Annotated in this window: 13 protein-coding genes; 9 read left to right on the top strand and 4 right to left on the bottom strand. The window is 73.4% G+C overall.

The genetic code is table 11. The features are described 5' to 3' along the window. Positions 1-48: 48 nt before the first annotated feature. Genes Q0858_RS03935 through Q0858_RS03945 form a run of 3 tightly spaced genes read left to right on the top strand, consistent with a single transcriptional unit; the run spans position 49 to position 2820 of the window. The gene (locus Q0858_RS03935) at positions 49-1425 is read left to right on the top strand and encodes a LuxR family transcriptional regulator (protein ID WP_299051309.1); all 1377 of its coding nucleotides are present in this window, start codon (positions 49-51) and stop codon (positions 1423-1425) included. An 8-nt stretch (positions 1426-1433) separates the two neighbouring features. Beyond that, entirely contained in the window at positions 1434-2330 is an 897-nt protein-coding gene (mmuM, locus tag Q0858_RS03940; RefSeq protein WP_299051310.1) for a homocysteine S-methyltransferase, read from the top strand. Positions 2331-2334: 4 nt separating this feature from the next. Continuing rightward, on the top strand, positions 2335-2820 hold the full coding sequence (locus tag Q0858_RS03945) for a nucleoside deaminase (protein ID WP_299051311.1): 486 nt from the start codon (positions 2335-2337) through the stop codon (positions 2818-2820). A 233-nt stretch (positions 2821-3053) separates the two neighbouring features. Here the strand turns inward: Q0858_RS03945 and purU are convergent, their stop codons facing one another. Beyond that, positions 3054-3962: a formyltetrahydrofolate deformylase gene (gene purU / locus Q0858_RS03950; RefSeq protein WP_299051312.1), complete on the bottom strand. Its 909-nt coding sequence runs from the start codon at positions 3960-3962 to the stop codon at positions 3054-3056. Between the two features lie 198 nt (positions 3963-4160). Between purU and Q0858_RS03955 the strand changes: the two genes are divergently transcribed. The 5 genes from Q0858_RS03955 to Q0858_RS03975 all read left to right on the top strand — a co-directional run bounded on the left by Q0858_RS03955 (position 4161) and on the right by Q0858_RS03975 (position 9930). Continuing rightward, positions 4161-5744 (top strand): BCCT family transporter, encoded by a 1584-nt coding sequence (locus Q0858_RS03955; protein ID WP_299051314.1) that lies wholly within the window; start codon positions 4161-4163, stop codon positions 5742-5744. Then, complete coding sequence (locus Q0858_RS03960; protein ID WP_299051316.1) at positions 5741-6673, top strand: glycine betaine ABC transporter substrate-binding protein; 933 nt, start codon at positions 5741-5743, stop codon at positions 6671-6673. The genes Q0858_RS03955 and Q0858_RS03960 overlap by 4 nt, the downstream gene beginning before the upstream one ends. Positions 6674-6716: 43 nt before the next feature. After that, positions 6717-7226 carry an Hsp20/alpha crystallin family protein gene (locus tag Q0858_RS03965; RefSeq protein ID WP_299051317.1) on the top strand — a complete coding sequence of 170 codons (510 nt, stop codon included), beginning with the start codon at positions 6717-6719 and terminating at the stop codon, positions 7224-7226. 215 nt (positions 7227-7441) lie between these two features. Further along, positions 7442-8914 carry a hemolysin family protein gene (locus Q0858_RS03970; RefSeq protein WP_299051318.1) on the top strand — a complete coding sequence of 491 codons (1473 nt, stop codon included), beginning with the start codon at positions 7442-7444 and terminating at the stop codon, positions 8912-8914. Then, positions 8911-9930 (top strand): hemolysin family protein, encoded by a 1020-nt coding sequence (locus Q0858_RS03975; RefSeq protein WP_299051320.1) that lies wholly within the window; start codon positions 8911-8913, stop codon positions 9928-9930. Before Q0858_RS03970 ends, Q0858_RS03975 begins: the two co-directional genes overlap by 4 nt. 24 nt (positions 9931-9954) lie before the next feature. Here Q0858_RS03975 and Q0858_RS03980 read toward each other — a convergent pair whose 3' ends face one another. Beyond that, the gene (locus Q0858_RS03980) at positions 9955-10485 is read right to left on the bottom strand and encodes a DUF4334 domain-containing protein (protein ID WP_299051322.1); all 531 of its coding nucleotides are present in this window, start codon (positions 10483-10485) and stop codon (positions 9955-9957) included. Positions 10486-10528: 43 nt separating this feature from the next. Between Q0858_RS03980 and Q0858_RS03985 the strand changes: the two genes are divergently transcribed. Continuing rightward, a complete protein-coding gene (locus tag Q0858_RS03985) occupies positions 10529-11992 on the top strand; it encodes an NAD(P)/FAD-dependent oxidoreductase (protein WP_299051324.1) in 1464 nt (487 codons plus the stop codon). Here the strand turns inward: Q0858_RS03985 and Q0858_RS03990 are convergent. Then, positions 11971-12366: a DoxX family protein gene (locus Q0858_RS03990; RefSeq protein WP_299051326.1), complete on the bottom strand. Its 396-nt coding sequence runs from the start codon at positions 12364-12366 to the stop codon at positions 11971-11973. The genes Q0858_RS03985 and Q0858_RS03990 overlap by 22 nt on opposite strands. 103 nt (positions 12367-12469) lie before the next feature. Beyond that, on the bottom strand, positions 12470-13366 hold the full coding sequence (locus tag Q0858_RS03995) for a sulfite exporter TauE/SafE family protein (RefSeq protein WP_299051328.1): 897 nt from the start codon (positions 13364-13366) through the stop codon (positions 12470-12472). Positions 13367-13378 lie beyond the last annotated feature (12 nt).

Consider the following 13378-nt stretch of genomic DNA (forward strand, 5'->3'; position numbering starts at 1 on the left):
GGGAAAACCCTGGAGCCCGTCCGGCCCCGTTCCTGGGACCATCGGCAGGTGTCGTCCGCGGCCGGCCGTCGCCTCCCACCCCTCCTCGGCCTGGCTGTCGCGCTCGCCCTCGTCGCGGTGGGTCTCGAGCGGGGGGTGTGGTGGACGAACCTGCACAACGGTCTCCTCGCGACGGTGCTGGCAGCGGTCGGCGCCTACGTCCTGCTCCAGCGGCCGGGGCATCGCGAGGGCGTCCTGTTCCTGGCCGCGGGCCTCGTGCAGGCCGTGATGTTCCTCGGTCGCCAGCGGGGGCACGACCCGGTCGCGGACGTCGACCGGTGGCTGGGGTGGCTGGGCGTGTGGCCGCTGGCGGTCTCGATCGGGCTCGTCAGCCTCGTGGCCGTCCTCTACCCGGACGGTCGGCTGCCCGCCCCCGGTTGGCGCTGGGTGGTGCGGGTGGGCGCGGTGCTCGTCGCGCTCTGCGCCCTGACGTCGGCCCTGTGGCCCGTGGAGTACGGCGCCACCGGCGTCGTCACCCCGTTCCCCCTCGCCCTGCCGCAGCCCGCGTTCGTGCAACCGGCGTGGGACGCGGTGGCGCACCCGTCGTACGCCGTGATGCAGCTCCTCCCGCTCCTGGCCCTGGCCCACCGGTGGCACCTCTCGGGCGCGGTGGTGCGCCGCCAGATCGCCTGGGTCCTCGGCGCGGCCGTCGTCTCCGCCCTCGCCGTCGTGATGGGTCTGGTGGTGTGGCAGACCCCGCGCCCCGGCATCTGGTCGGCGGCACTGCTCCCGGTGGCGGCGGGCTGGGCCATCGTCCACGGGCAGCGGACGGCGACCCGGCGCGCGCTGACCTGGTCCGCACCCGCGCCGGAGCCCGGAGACGCCGCGGACCCGCCGGTCGCGCTGGCCCGGGCGGCCGCGGAGTCGTTGGCGGCCACCACGGGGAAGCTGTGGATGGGCACCGCGGACCGCCTCCAGGCCGTCGCCGTGTGGCCCGTCGACGCGGCGTACGGCGAGCCGACGTCGTGGGACCTGCTGGCCGCCTCGCCGGACCACCAGGTGCGCTCGGTGACGAGCGCGGGCGAGGTCGTCGGTGCACTCGGCGTCGAGCGCTCGGCCGCGGACCGACTCTCCATCCACGAGGTGACGATCCTCGACGCGCTCACCGGCCAGGCGGGTCTGGTCGTCGCGAACCTCGACCTGGCCCGCCTCGTCACCCGCGAGCGCGGAGCCGGGCACCTGGACCGGCTGACCCCGCGGGAGCGCGACGTCCTCGAGCTGATGGCCCGCGGCCTGTCCAACCAGGCCATCTGCGCCGAGCTCCACCTCAGCATCAAGACCGTCGAGCCGCTGGTCAGCTCGGTCTTCGCCAGGCTCGACCTCCACGCCGACTCGGCGACCAACCGGCGGGTGCTGGCGGTGCTCGCCTTCGTCCGGGAGGCATGATCTCCGGCGTGCCCGCCCCGATCGCCGACGTCCTCGCCGCCCGCCCTGTCGTCCTCGACGGCGGCCTCGCCACCCTGCTCGAGCGGCACGGCCACGACCTCTCGTCCGCGCTCTGGTCGGCGCGGCTGCTGCGCGACGACCCCGGCGCCGTCGAGGCCGCCCACCGGGAGTTCTTCGACGCCGGCGCCGAGGTGGCCACGACGGCGTCGTACCAGGCGTCGTTCGAGGGCTTCGCCGCGCTCGGCCTCGACCGGGACGAGGCGGCGGGGCTGATGCGCCGCAGCGTCGAGGTGGCCGTCGCCGCCCGCGACGCCGTCGCGCCGGAGGGCTGGGTCGCGGCGTCGGTCGGACCGTACGGCGCCGTGCTGGCCGACGGGTCGGAGTACCGCGGCGACTACGACCTCGACGTCGGCGGGCTCCGGGCCTTCCACGCGCCCCGGCTCGCGGTGCTCGCCGAGGCCGGCGCCGACGTCCTCGCCGTCGAGACCGTGCCCTGCCTCGCCGAGGTCGAGGCGGTGCTCGCCGAGCTCGACGGCACGGGTCTGGTCGCCTGGCTGTCGCTGACCGCCGTCGGCGGCCGCACCCGCGCCGGGGAGCCGCTGGCCGAGGCGTTCGCGATGGCCGCCGACGTGGCCGAGGTCGTCGCCGTGGGGGTCAACTGCGTCCCGCCGGCGGAGGTCGCGGGCGCGGTGGCGCTCACCGGGGGGCTCCCGGGGGTCGCCTACCCCAACAGCGGCCAGGGCTGGGACGCCGTCGCCCGCGCCTGGACGGGGGAGTCGGCTTTCGCCGCGGACGACGTACGCCGCTGGGTCGACGCGGGCGCCCGGTTGGTCGGCGGCTGCTGCCGCGTCGGACCGGAGGACGTCACGGCCCTGGTCGAGCGGCTCGGCGGGACCGGAGAATGACGTCATGGACACCGTGAGCGACACCGACCTCGTGCACCTGCGGCGGTGCGTCGAGCTGGCCGCTGAGGCGGTCGACGCCGGCCACCAGGCCTTCGGGTCGGTGCTGGTCGACGCCGGCGGCGTCGTCGTGGCCGAGGCCCGCAACGAGGAGGGCGGGGGTGACGCCACCCGGCACCCCGAGCTGGAGCTCGCCCAGCTCGCCGTCCGCCACCTCGCTCCCCAGGAGCGTCCGCGGGCCACGGTCTACACCTCCGGTGAGCACTGCCCCATGTGCGCGGCCGCGCACGCCTGGGTCGGCCTCGGACGGATCGTCTACGCCACCTCGGGGGAGCAGACCGCCCGCTGGGCCGCCGAGCTCGGGGCGGCGCCGTCCCCGGTGGTGTCGCTGGCGATCAACGAGGTCGCCCCCGGCATCCCGACCGCCGGGCCCGTGCCGGAGCTCGCGGACGCCGTGCGGGAGCTCCACCGCCGGGCCGCCGGAGGCGCCTGAGCCGACGCTGCAGGTCGACTTCCGCGGTGTTCTCGCCACTGCAGTGGGCGCTGGCGGGCCTACGGGCGCAGCAGGGCCGCGATAGATCCACCTGACCGCGGTAGATGCGGCGACCGGCTGCCTCGACGCGGTCGCTCGCCGGGGCTGCGAGGTCAGGTGGTCGAGCAGCACGCGAGCGCAGCGAGCGCGCGTCGTCGAGACCGTGGTGGGACGACCGGCGGTCTCGACGCGGCCTAGAAGACGACCGTGGAGTTGCCGTGGCGGGCGACGCGGTCCTCGCAGTGCCAGCGGACGGCGCGGGACAGCACCGCGCGCTCGACGTCCGAGCCGAGGCGGGTGAGGTCGGCGGTGGAGTGGCGGTGGTCGACGCGGACGACGTCCTGCTCGATGATCGGGCCCTCGTCGAGGTCGGCCGTCACGTAGTGGGCGGTGGCGCCCACGAGCTTCACGCCCCGGTCCTTCGCCTTCTGGTACGGCGCCGCGCCGATGAAGGCGGGCAGGAACGAGTGGTGGATGTTGATGAGCGGGCACCCGACGGCGTCGAGGAAGTCGTCGGTGATGATCTGCATGTAGCGCGCCAGGACGACGAGGTCGACGTTGCCGCGCAGCAGCTCGAGGATCCGCGACTCGGCCTCGGCGCGGTTGTCCCGCGTGGCCGGCACGTGGAAGTACGGCACGCCGAACGGGCGGACGTCGTCCGCGAGGTCCGGGTGGTTCGAGATCACCATGGCGATGCTCATGTCCAGCTCGCCGCGGCGGTTGCGCCACAGCAGGTCGAGCAGGCAGTGGTCGGTCTTGGAGGCCATGATCGCGACCCGCTTGGGGCGCGAGGCCTCGGAGAGCTGGAAGTCGACGTCGAAGCGGGAGGCGACCTCGTCGGCGAAGCGGCGCTCCAGGTCGTCCCGCGCTGCGTTGAGGCCGGGCAGGTGGAACTCGGTGCGCTGGAAGAACCGCCCGCCCTCGGCGGCGGTCGAGAACTGGTCGAGCGTCACGATGTTCGCGCCCGCCCCGGTGAGGAACGAGCTGACGGCGGCCACGATGCCTGGCTGGTCCTGGCACTGGATCATCAGCCGGCCGCGCTCGCGCGACGGTGCGGCCGGGGAGGCGGCGCGGGGCAGGGGGGCATCGGGTGTGCTCGTCATGGTCCCTCCGGAGTTCTGCGCCCACGTCGTGCAGCGTCGGCGGACGCTACCGCAGCGGAGGCCCCCGCCGTACGACCACCCGATAGCGCTGTTGCCTCGTAGACATTGTCGCCTTCATCAGGTTGGCTGGTGCGGCCGAAGCGACCGGTCGGCACGCCTCACCCTGCCCGTCCGTTCGCCCGCAGCCCGGAGGTGTGCGTGAACCGCCTGATCCGAGGGACCGACCCCGCCGTCTTCTGGGGTTCCGCCGCCCTCATCGCCGTCTTCGTCGTCTGGGGCCTGGTCGCCCCGGCGAGCCTGGGCAGCTCCATGGCCGCGGCGCTCGGGTGGGTGGTCGGCAACTTCGGCTGGGCGTTCATCCTCATCGCCTTCTCCGGCCTGATTTTCTGCCTCGTGCTGGTGATCCACCCGTGGGGCCGCATCCGGCTCGGGCCCGACGACTCGCGGCCCGACTTCAAGACGTTCTCCTGGGTCTCGATGATGTTCGCCGCCGGCCTCGGCGCCGGTCTCCTCTTCTACGGCGTCGCCGAGCCGGTGACCCACTGGTCCGCGCCGCCGCACGGCCTCGCCGAGCCGCAGACCCAGGAGGCGGCGCTCACCGCGCTGCGCTACACGTACTTCCACTGGGGCTTCAACGGCTGGGCGATGTACGCCATCCTCGGCGGCGCGATGGCGTACTTCAGCTACCGCAAGGGGCTGCCGACGCTGGTCAGCGCGACCTTCACCCCGATCCTCGGCCCGAACGCCTCGACCCGCCCCCTGGGCCGTCTCGTCGACGCTCTGGCGATCGTCGCGACCATCTTCGGGACGGCGACCGCCCTCGGCCTCAACGGCCTGCAGCTGAACAGCGGCCTGGACTACCTCTTCGGCGTCCCCAAGTCGAACGCCGTCGCGGTGACGATCATCGTCGCCGTCACCGCGCTGTTCCTCGTCTCGGCGACGTCCGGGGTCGAGAAGGGCATCAACTTCCTCGCCAACGCCGGCTCCATCGCGACGATCGTGCTGTTCGTGTTCTTCCTCGTCGTCGGTGGCTCGACCGTCCTGGTCATCTCCAACGGCATCCAGTCGATCGGCGACTACGTGATCCAGGTGATCCCGATGTCGCTGGAGACCGGGGTCGGCGACGAGCCGTGGATGGCCAGCTGGACGATCTTCTACTGGTCCTGGTGGATCTCCTGGGCGCCCTTCGTGGGCATGTTCGTCGCGCGCATCTCGCGGGGTCGCACCATCCGGGAGTTCGTCCTCGGCGTGGTCGCCGCCCCGACCGGGTTCGGCTTCATCTGGTTCGCCGTCGTCGGCGGGACCGGCATCGAGCTGCAGCGCACCGGCCAGGCCGACATCCTGGGCAGCCTCGCCACGCCCGAGCTGTCGCTGTTCCAGGCCCTCGACGCCCTGCCGTGGCCGACGGTGATCTCGTTCGTCTGCGTCATCCTCATCGCCCTGTTCTTCATCTCGGGCGCCGACGCCGCGAGCGTCGTCATGGCCACGATGGCCTCCCGCGGCTCGCTCGAGCCGTCCCGGGTGGTCGTGATCGTCCTGGGCCTGCTGATGGGCGGGATCGCCTGCGCGATGCTGCTGGTCGGTGGTCTGGTCGCGCTCCAGCAGGCCGCCGTGCTCGGCTCCGTGCCGTTCACCTTCGTGATCATCGGTGTCGCCTACTGCTGGGTGAAGGCGCTCCGGGAGGAGACCCGCGACCAACGGGCGGCCGCCGCCGAGGAGGCGGGCCGGAAGGGCACCGCCGACGCGGACGCCGTCCTGCCCGAGGCCGGGCGGTCGGCGTGAGGGTGGTCGCGGTCGGCGCCGCGGGCCTGCTGGCGGCCGGACTGTTGACCGCGTGCGGCACCTCGACCGAGCAGGACGCCTCCCAGCAGCCCCAGGGCGCCTCGGTGCGCGTGCGGATCGGCACCCAGGAGTTCCCCGAGGCCCGCGTCCTCGGTGAGCTCTGGCGCCAGGCGCTGGCGGTCAACGGGTACGCCGTCGACCTGCAGACCGGCGTCGGCCCCGCGGAGGACCTCGACGAGGCCCTCGCCGCGGAGGAGATCGACGGGTACGTCGCCTACACCGGCACGGTGCTCTCGGTGGTGGCCGGCGAGGACGTCTCCGGCCTCGACCCGGAGGAGACCTACCGGGCCGCGGAGGACTTCTACGCGACCCAGGACATGGTCATGAGCGAGATGACCCCGTTCGAGAACACCGACGCCGTCGCGGTCACCCCCGAGTACGCCCGCGCCGAGGGCCTGTCCGAGATCGGGGACCTCGCCGACGTCGGGCCGCTCCGCTTCGGCGGTCGCCCGGAGTTCGAGGACCTCGACCTCGGTCTCGTCGGGCTGTCCGACGTCTACGGCCTCGACGACGTCGACTTCGTCCCGCTCGAGCTCGGCACTCAGTACGCCGCGCTCGACGACGGCGAGGTCGACGCCGTCGACGCGTTCAGCACCGACCCGCAGCTCGAGGGCGGCGGCTACACCCTGCTCGAGGACCCCGAGCGGCTGTTCGGGTCCCAGAACGTCGCGATGGTGCTGGGGGAGCCGAAGCTGGAGCGCATCGACGGCGAGGCGTTCCTCACCGTCGTCGACACGGTGAACCGCTCGCTGACCGAGGAGGCCATGGTCGCGATGAACGCCCAGGTCGCCGACGGTCGCGACCCCGGGGACGTCGCCCGCGCCTACCTCGACGACGAGGGCCTCACCACCCCGCTCGACCTCGGCTGAGCGTCGTCCCAGCCGTCGTACCGCCGTCGCACCAGGAGGAACCATGTCCGACCGCCACACCAACCCCTTCGACGGCGTCGCCGACTACTTCAGCGAGCTGGGGCGGATGCGCAGCCTCGGCACCCACGGAGCCGTCGGCGGGCCCGAGCGCGGGGTGGAGGCCGCCGAGCGCACCCACGCCTCGGCGTGGGTGCCGACCACCGACATCGTCGCCGTCGGCGACGACCTGCTGATCCAGGTGGAGCTCCCGGGCATCGCCGCCGAGGACGTCGACCTGCGCTTCCACCACGGCGTCCTCACCGTCTGCGGCGCCCGCCCCGGGGCGAGTCGACTGCGGGACGCGGCGTACTACGTCCAGGAGCGCTACCGCGGCGAGTTCCGCCGCTCCATCACGCTGCCGGACGGCACAGAGCCGTCCCAGCTGGTCGCCGAGTTCACCGACGGCCTGGTGGAGATCACGGTGCGCGGGGCGGCGCGGGAGTCCGACACCACCCGCATCGCCGTCGCCGACCGGTCGCAGGGCTCCACCACGCGCGGGGTCGCCGTCGACTGACCCACCCGGGAGGCGGCACGCGGGTGCGCGGGACGAGGATCCGACACCGGGCGGCCCGATCTGGCAGAATCGGCACTGCCGTTTCCCGTCGTCTCCAGGAGACCCGACACACCGATGGACTGCGACAGTCCGAGCCGACAACCGGCTCCCACTCGCCCCCTCCGTCCTCGCCGCGCCGCTGAGCCGGCACGCCTCCCCCTCGGGGAGGTCCAGCCATGTGGGTCCTGAGCCTGCTGCTCGGCGTCGTCGTCGTGCTGCTGATCACGGCGGCCACGGGCTACTTCGTGGCCCAGGAGTTCGCCTACATGACGGTGGACCGCAACCGTCTGAAGGCCCGCGAGGCCGAGGGTGACGTCTCGGCGTCCCGCGCCCTCGCGGTCACGCGCCGTACCTCGTTCATGCTGTCGGGGGCCCAGCTGGGCATCACCGTCACCGCGCTGCTCGTCGGGTACGTCGCCGAGCCGCTGATCGGCGAGGCCCTCGGCGTCGCCCTCGGTGGGGTCGGCGTCCCGACCGGCGTCGGCATCGGCATCGGCACGGCGTTCGCGCTGATCTTCTCGACCTTCGTGCAGATGCTCTTCGGCGAGCTGTTCCCGAAGAACCTGTCCATCGCCAAGCCGGAGCCCGTGGCCCGGTGGCTCGCGCGGTCGACGACGATCTACCTCGCCGCCTTCGGCTGGCTCATCGCCATCTTCGACGCGGCGTCCAACGCGCTGCTCAAGCTCGCCGGCATGGAGCCGGTCCACGACGTCGAGTCGTCGGCCAGCCGCGCCGACCTCGCGCACATCGTCGCGGACTCCCGCGAGACGGGCGACCTGCCCGCCGAGCTGGCGCTCCTGATCGACCGGATCGTGGACTTCCCCGACGAGGACGTCGAGCACGCCATGGTCCCGCGCGCCCGCCTCGGCACCGTCCGCGCGGACGACTCGCTGGACGAGCTGTGGACGACCATGGCCTCCGGCCACTCCCGCTACCCGGTCCTGGGCTCCGACCAGGGCATCGAGGAGATCGTGGGCGTCGTCCACCTCCAGGACGTCCTCGGCGTGACCGACCGCTCCGGGCGCGACGTGGCCAGCGTGATGCGCGAGCCCGTCCTGGTGCCCGCGGTGATGTCGCTGCCCGACGCGCTGACCGAGCTGACCGCCCGCAAGGAGCAGCTCGCCTGCGTGCTCGACGAGCACGGCGGGCTCACCGGCGTCATCACCCTCGAGGACCTCGCCGAGGAGCTCGTGGGCGAGATCGACGACGAGCACGACCCCGACCTCGCGCCCGGCCTCGACAGCCTCGACCACGAGGAGGGCGAGGAGCCCGCGACCGAGTGGACCCTGCCCGGGTCCCTGCCGTACGACGAGCTGGAGCGCGCCGTCGGCCGCGACCTGCCCGAGCTCGAGAGCGAGACCCTCGGCGGCCTGCTCGTCGAGGTGAACGGCGCGTTCGCCGAGGTCGGCGACGTCGTCGAGGTGGACCTCGTCCCCGCCGGCGAGGACCTGCTCGACAGCGACGCCCCGCCGGACCGGCTGCGACTCGAGGTGCTCGAGCTCGAGCGCCACGTCCCCGGCCTGGTCCACGTCACCCTGGTGGACGCCGACGACGTCGAGCCCGACACCGCCGACGAGCGGTCCGAGACCACCGACGACGGGGACCTGCCCACCGTGGACACGACCGACCGGCAGGAGGAGCGGGCATGACCTCGAACCCGATCCTCGTCATCGCGATCACCGTCGCCCTCATCGTCGGCAGCGCGCTCTTCGTCGCCGTCGAGTTCGCCCTGCTGGGCGCCCGACGCCACCGCCTCGAGGAGCTCGCGCCCACCAGCCGTGCAGCGCGCGCAGCGCTGCGCAGCCACGGCGAGCTGACCGTGCTGCTCGCCGGCTCGCAGCTGGGCATCACCGCCTGCGCCCTCGGCCTCGGTGCGGTCACCAAGCCCGCCCTGGACTACGCCCTGCGGCCGCTCCTGTCCGACATCGGTGCGCCGGGCTGGCTCGCGACCGCGGCGGCGTTCGCGATCGCGCTGATCGTCGTCACGTTCCTGCACCTCGTCATCGGAGAGATGGCCCCGAAGTCCTGGGCCATCGCCCACCCCGAGACCGCCGCGACCATGCTGGCGATCCCGATGCGGGGCTTCATGTGGATCTTCCGCCCGGTGCTGGTGTTCCTCAACGAGTCCGCCAACTGGCTGCTCCGCCGGGTGGGGGTGACCCCCCAGGACAGCGTCTCGTCGGGACAGGACGCCTCCGACCTGCGCCAGCTGATCGAGCACTCCGCCAACGTCGGCGCGCTCGACCCGGCGTTCTCGGCGCACCTCACCGAGACGCTCGACCTGCAGAACCTCACCCTCGGCGAGCTCGTCGACGTCGGTCGGCAGGCGACCGCCGTCCCGGCCGGCGCCACGATGACCGACGTACGCCGGGTCGCCCGGGAGACCGGCCACCTGCGGGTCCTGCTGGGCCCGACCGGTCGGTGGAACGGGTTCGTCCACGTGCGCGACACCCTCGCCGAGGACGACGGTGCGCTGGCGGAGTCGCTGCTGCGGCCGCTGCCGCTCATCGACGGGGCCACCCCGGTCTACGAGGCCGTACGACGCATGCGCGAGCAGCGCTCGCACCTCGTGCTCGTCTCGACCGACGAGGGCACGGGCGTGATCACGCTGAGCGACGTCCTGACCCGGCTGTTCCCGCACCCGGTGGAGCCGTCGCAGGCCTGAGCCCCGCGCTCCTGCGGCGCGCCCTCAGCCGAGGTCGCGCCGCAGCAGGAAGAAGAACGGCTGCTCCATGCCCCGGAGGTCCATCAGACCGAGCACGGCGTCGTCGTCCAGGCGGCGGAAGTGGTCGTGGATCGGCAGCGCGTCGTAGGCCATGGTCGCCGTGACCACGCCGCGGTGCTCGATCATCCGCAGCCGCGAGCGCGGTGACCGGGTGCGCGCCAGCGCGACCGCGCGGCGTCCGGCCGCGGCGACCGGCGCGGGACGCAGCCGGGGTCCGAACCGGGACACCAGCCCCATCGGCACGAGGGCGGGGTTCGCGCTGAACAGCCCGCGCGGGCCGCGGAAGACGAGCGGGTGACCGTCCTCGGGGCCGTCGAACCGCTTGCCGTGCCAGCCGTAGGCCTCGAGCAGCCCGTCCATGGGGTGGCCGGTGGGGACGCCGCTGCCGCGCCACGCGCCGAGCATCTCCTCGACCGTCACCGCGGGCAGGGCGTCGTACACGGCGAGCGCCTCGGCGGTCGTCGTCCCGCCCTCCAGGTCCGTCCAGGTCGTCATGCCCACCTCCCGCGGGGTTCGTCGGATCCCCGAGACTAGGTCCGTGCAGCCATCTGGGGGAGCCCCGTCCGTCGTCGTCATCGGGACGGGGTTCGGGGGCCTCGCCGCCACCATCGAGCTGAAGCGGCGCGGCGTGACTGACCTCGTGGTGCTCGAGAAGGGCGACGACGTGGGCGGGGTGTGGCGCGAGAACACCTATCCCGGCGCCGCCTGCGACGTGCCGTCGCCGTTCTACTCGTTCTCCTTCGCCCCGCACACGCGCTGGCCCCGCCGCTTCTCGCGGCAGCCGGCGATCCTCGACTACCTGCGCTCCGTCGCGGACGCGTACGACGTCCGCCGCCACGTGCGGTTCGGCACGACGGTCGTGGGTGCGACGTACGACGAGCCGGCCGGCCGCTGGGAGGTCGAGCTCGACGACGGCGAGCGCCTGACCTGCGACGTGCTCGTGTCGGCGGTGGGCCAGCTCTCGCGGCCCGCCGTCCCGGACCTGCCGGGCCGCGACTCGTTCGCGGGTCCCGCCTTCCACACCGCCACCTGGGACCACGACGTCGACCTGGCGGGCAAGCGGGTCGCGGTCGTCGGGACCGGGGCCAGTGCGATCCAGGCGGTCCCGGAGATCGCACGGGTCGCGGGGCACACGACCGTCGTGCAGCGCACCCCGCCGTACCTGGCCCCGCGCCCGGACCGTGCCTTCGGGCCCGGTCACCACCGGATGTTCCGCTGGGTGCCGCTCACGCTGCGGGTCGAGCGGCTGTTCTGGTACCTCGTCGTCGAGACGCTCAGCGTCGCCTGGGCCTACTCGCGGCCGCTCGCCGCGGTGGTCCGCGCCTGGTCGCGGCGTCACATGCGCCGCCAGACCGCCGACAAGGACGGGCTCTTCGAGCAGGTGTGGCCGTCGTACGCGATCGGGTGCAAGCGCCTGCTGTTCTCCGACGACTACCTGCCGGCGCTCGCCCGTCCCGACGTCACCCTGGTGACCGGTGGCGTGGAACGGGTGGTGCCCGAGGGGATCGTCACCGACGACGGTGTCCTGCACCCGGCGGACGTCGTGGTGTGGGGGACGGGGTTCGCGGCGAGCGAGTTCCTCGCGCCGATGACGATCCGGGGGCGCGGGGGCCGGGACCTGCACGAGTACTGGTCCGAGGGCGCCCACGCGCTGCACGGCATCACCGTGCCCGGCTTCCCGGGGCTGCTGTGCCTCTACGGCCCGAACACCAACACCGGCGGCGGCTCGATCGTCTACTTCCTGGAGACCCAGGCGTCGTACGTCGGCGACTACGTCGACCACCTGCGCCGTACCGGCAGCCTGCTCGACGCCCGCGAGGACGTCGAGCGCGCGTACGACGACCGCTTGCAGCGGCGGCTGCGCGACAGCGTCTGGACCCGCTGCTCGTCGTGGTACCGCACCGCCTCCGGTCGCATCACGACCAACTGGCCGGGCCTCGGGATCGAGTACCGGCGCGCCGCCCGCTTCGACCCCGCGGACTACGAGCGCGTCAGGTCCTGACGACGCAGGACGACGACGAGGCCGGCGACGACGGCCAGGAGCAGCGGCAGCAGGGGCGAGGAGTCCAGGAACGCGAGGTTCGCGACGGCGGCGCCCAGCATGAGGAGGACGAGGCCGCCCGCGGCGAGGGCGGCGACCCGCGGGACCAGCAGCCCGACCGCCCCGAGGACCTCCAGCACCCCCACCACGAGACGCAGGAGCGGCTCGCTCCCGAGGGTTGTGAACATCTCGACCATGGCCGGGTCGGCGAACAGCTTCGCCGCACCCGCCATCACGAAGACGACCGCCAGTGCGACCTGGGCCACCCACGCGACCACGGTGGCGGCGCGCCCCCGGCGCGCAGGGACGGTGGTGCTGGTGTGCGGTGCGGTCATGGCTGCTCCTCGTCGTCCGGATGTCCCGCAGCACGGACCATCCGATCGCTCCGGACTCATCGGTACGACCGCGGGGCGCCGACCCCGCTTCGTACCGCTTCCCTCAGGCGTTGACCTCGGGGGTGCCGACGACGTGGAGGCGGCCGGCCTTCTCCTTCTCCCACGCGCGCCAGGCGAGGCGGCCGATGAGGGCGAGCCAGGCGACGATGAGGACGGCGTCCAGCCAGCCCGGCAGGCCACCGAGCAGCGCGACGACGGTCACGAGGTTCACGAGGATGACCAGGCCGCCGACCATGGTGCCCATCGGGGCGTGGGGCAGCCGGCCGGCGAGGCGGGCGGCGATCGGGGCGATGCAGACGCCGCCGAGGACCAGGCCGAGCACGGGGAGCCAGGGGATGTCCTGGTGGGCGGCGCCGGTGATGAACCCGGCGGACACGGAGACGGCGACGGCGAACTCGGCGGCGTTCACGGTGCCGACGACCTTGCGGGGCTCGTGGCGGGTGATGGTCATGAGGCTGGGCGTGACCACGGGGCCCCAGCCGCCGCCACCGGTGGCGTCGACGAAGCCGCCGAGCACGCCGACCGGTGCCAGCCAGCGGGTGCGCTCGCCGTTCTTCGGGACGGGGATGAGGCGGACGCCGAAGCCGAAGCGCAGCAGGATGACGGCGCCGAAGAACAGCAGCAGCCCGGACATCCAGCCCTTCGCGGCCTCGAGGCTGATGCCGGTGAGGACGACGGCGCCGAGGAAGCCGCCGACCATGCCCGGCAGGGCGACGCGGACGAGGATCTTGGCGTCGATGTTGCCCTCACGCCAGTGCGACAGCCCGGAGATGAGCGTCGTCGGGAGCTTCGCGGCGTGGGTGGCGGCGCTGGCGGTCGCGGGCGCGACACCGAGCGCGAGCAGCACCGTGGCCGACGTGACGCCGAACCCCATGCCGAGGGTGCCGTCCACGAGCTGGGCGAGGCCACCGGCCATCGCGAAGGCGAGTACGAGCCACATGTCTGAGGTCCT

Origin of the sequence: uncultured Nocardioides sp. (genome assembly GCF_947489365.1) — a bacterium.
GTDB lineage: Bacteria > Actinomycetota > Actinomycetes > Propionibacteriales > Nocardioidaceae > Nocardioides.

Bases quoted from the DNA above. Each gene is read 5' to 3' on its own strand.
- Q0858_RS03945 (WP_299051311.1), top strand. From the start codon at position 2,335: ATGGACACCGTGAGCGACACCGACCTCGTGCACCTGCGGCGGTGCGTC.
- purU (WP_299051312.1), bottom strand. From the start codon at position 3,962: ATGACGAGCACACCCGATGCCCCCCTGCCCCGCGCCGCCTCCCCGGCC.
- Q0858_RS03965 (WP_299051317.1), top strand. From the start codon at position 6,717: ATGTCCGACCGCCACACCAACCCCTTCGACGGCGTCGCCGACTACTTC.
- Q0858_RS03970 (WP_299051318.1), top strand. From the start codon at position 7,442: ATGTGGGTCCTGAGCCTGCTGCTCGGCGTCGTCGTCGTGCTGCTGATC.
- Q0858_RS03975 (WP_299051320.1), top strand. From the start codon at position 8,911: ATGACCTCGAACCCGATCCTCGTCATCGCGATCACCGTCGCCCTCATC.
- Q0858_RS03980 (WP_299051322.1), bottom strand. From the start codon at position 10,485: ATGACGACCTGGACGGACCTGGAGGGCGGGACGACGACCGCCGAGGCG.
- Q0858_RS03990 (WP_299051326.1), bottom strand. From the start codon at position 12,366: ATGACCGCACCGCACACCAGCACCACCGTCCCTGCGCGCCGGGGGCGC.
- Q0858_RS03995 (WP_299051328.1), bottom strand. From the start codon at position 13,366: ATGTGGCTCGTACTCGCCTTCGCGATGGCCGGTGGCCTCGCCCAGCTC.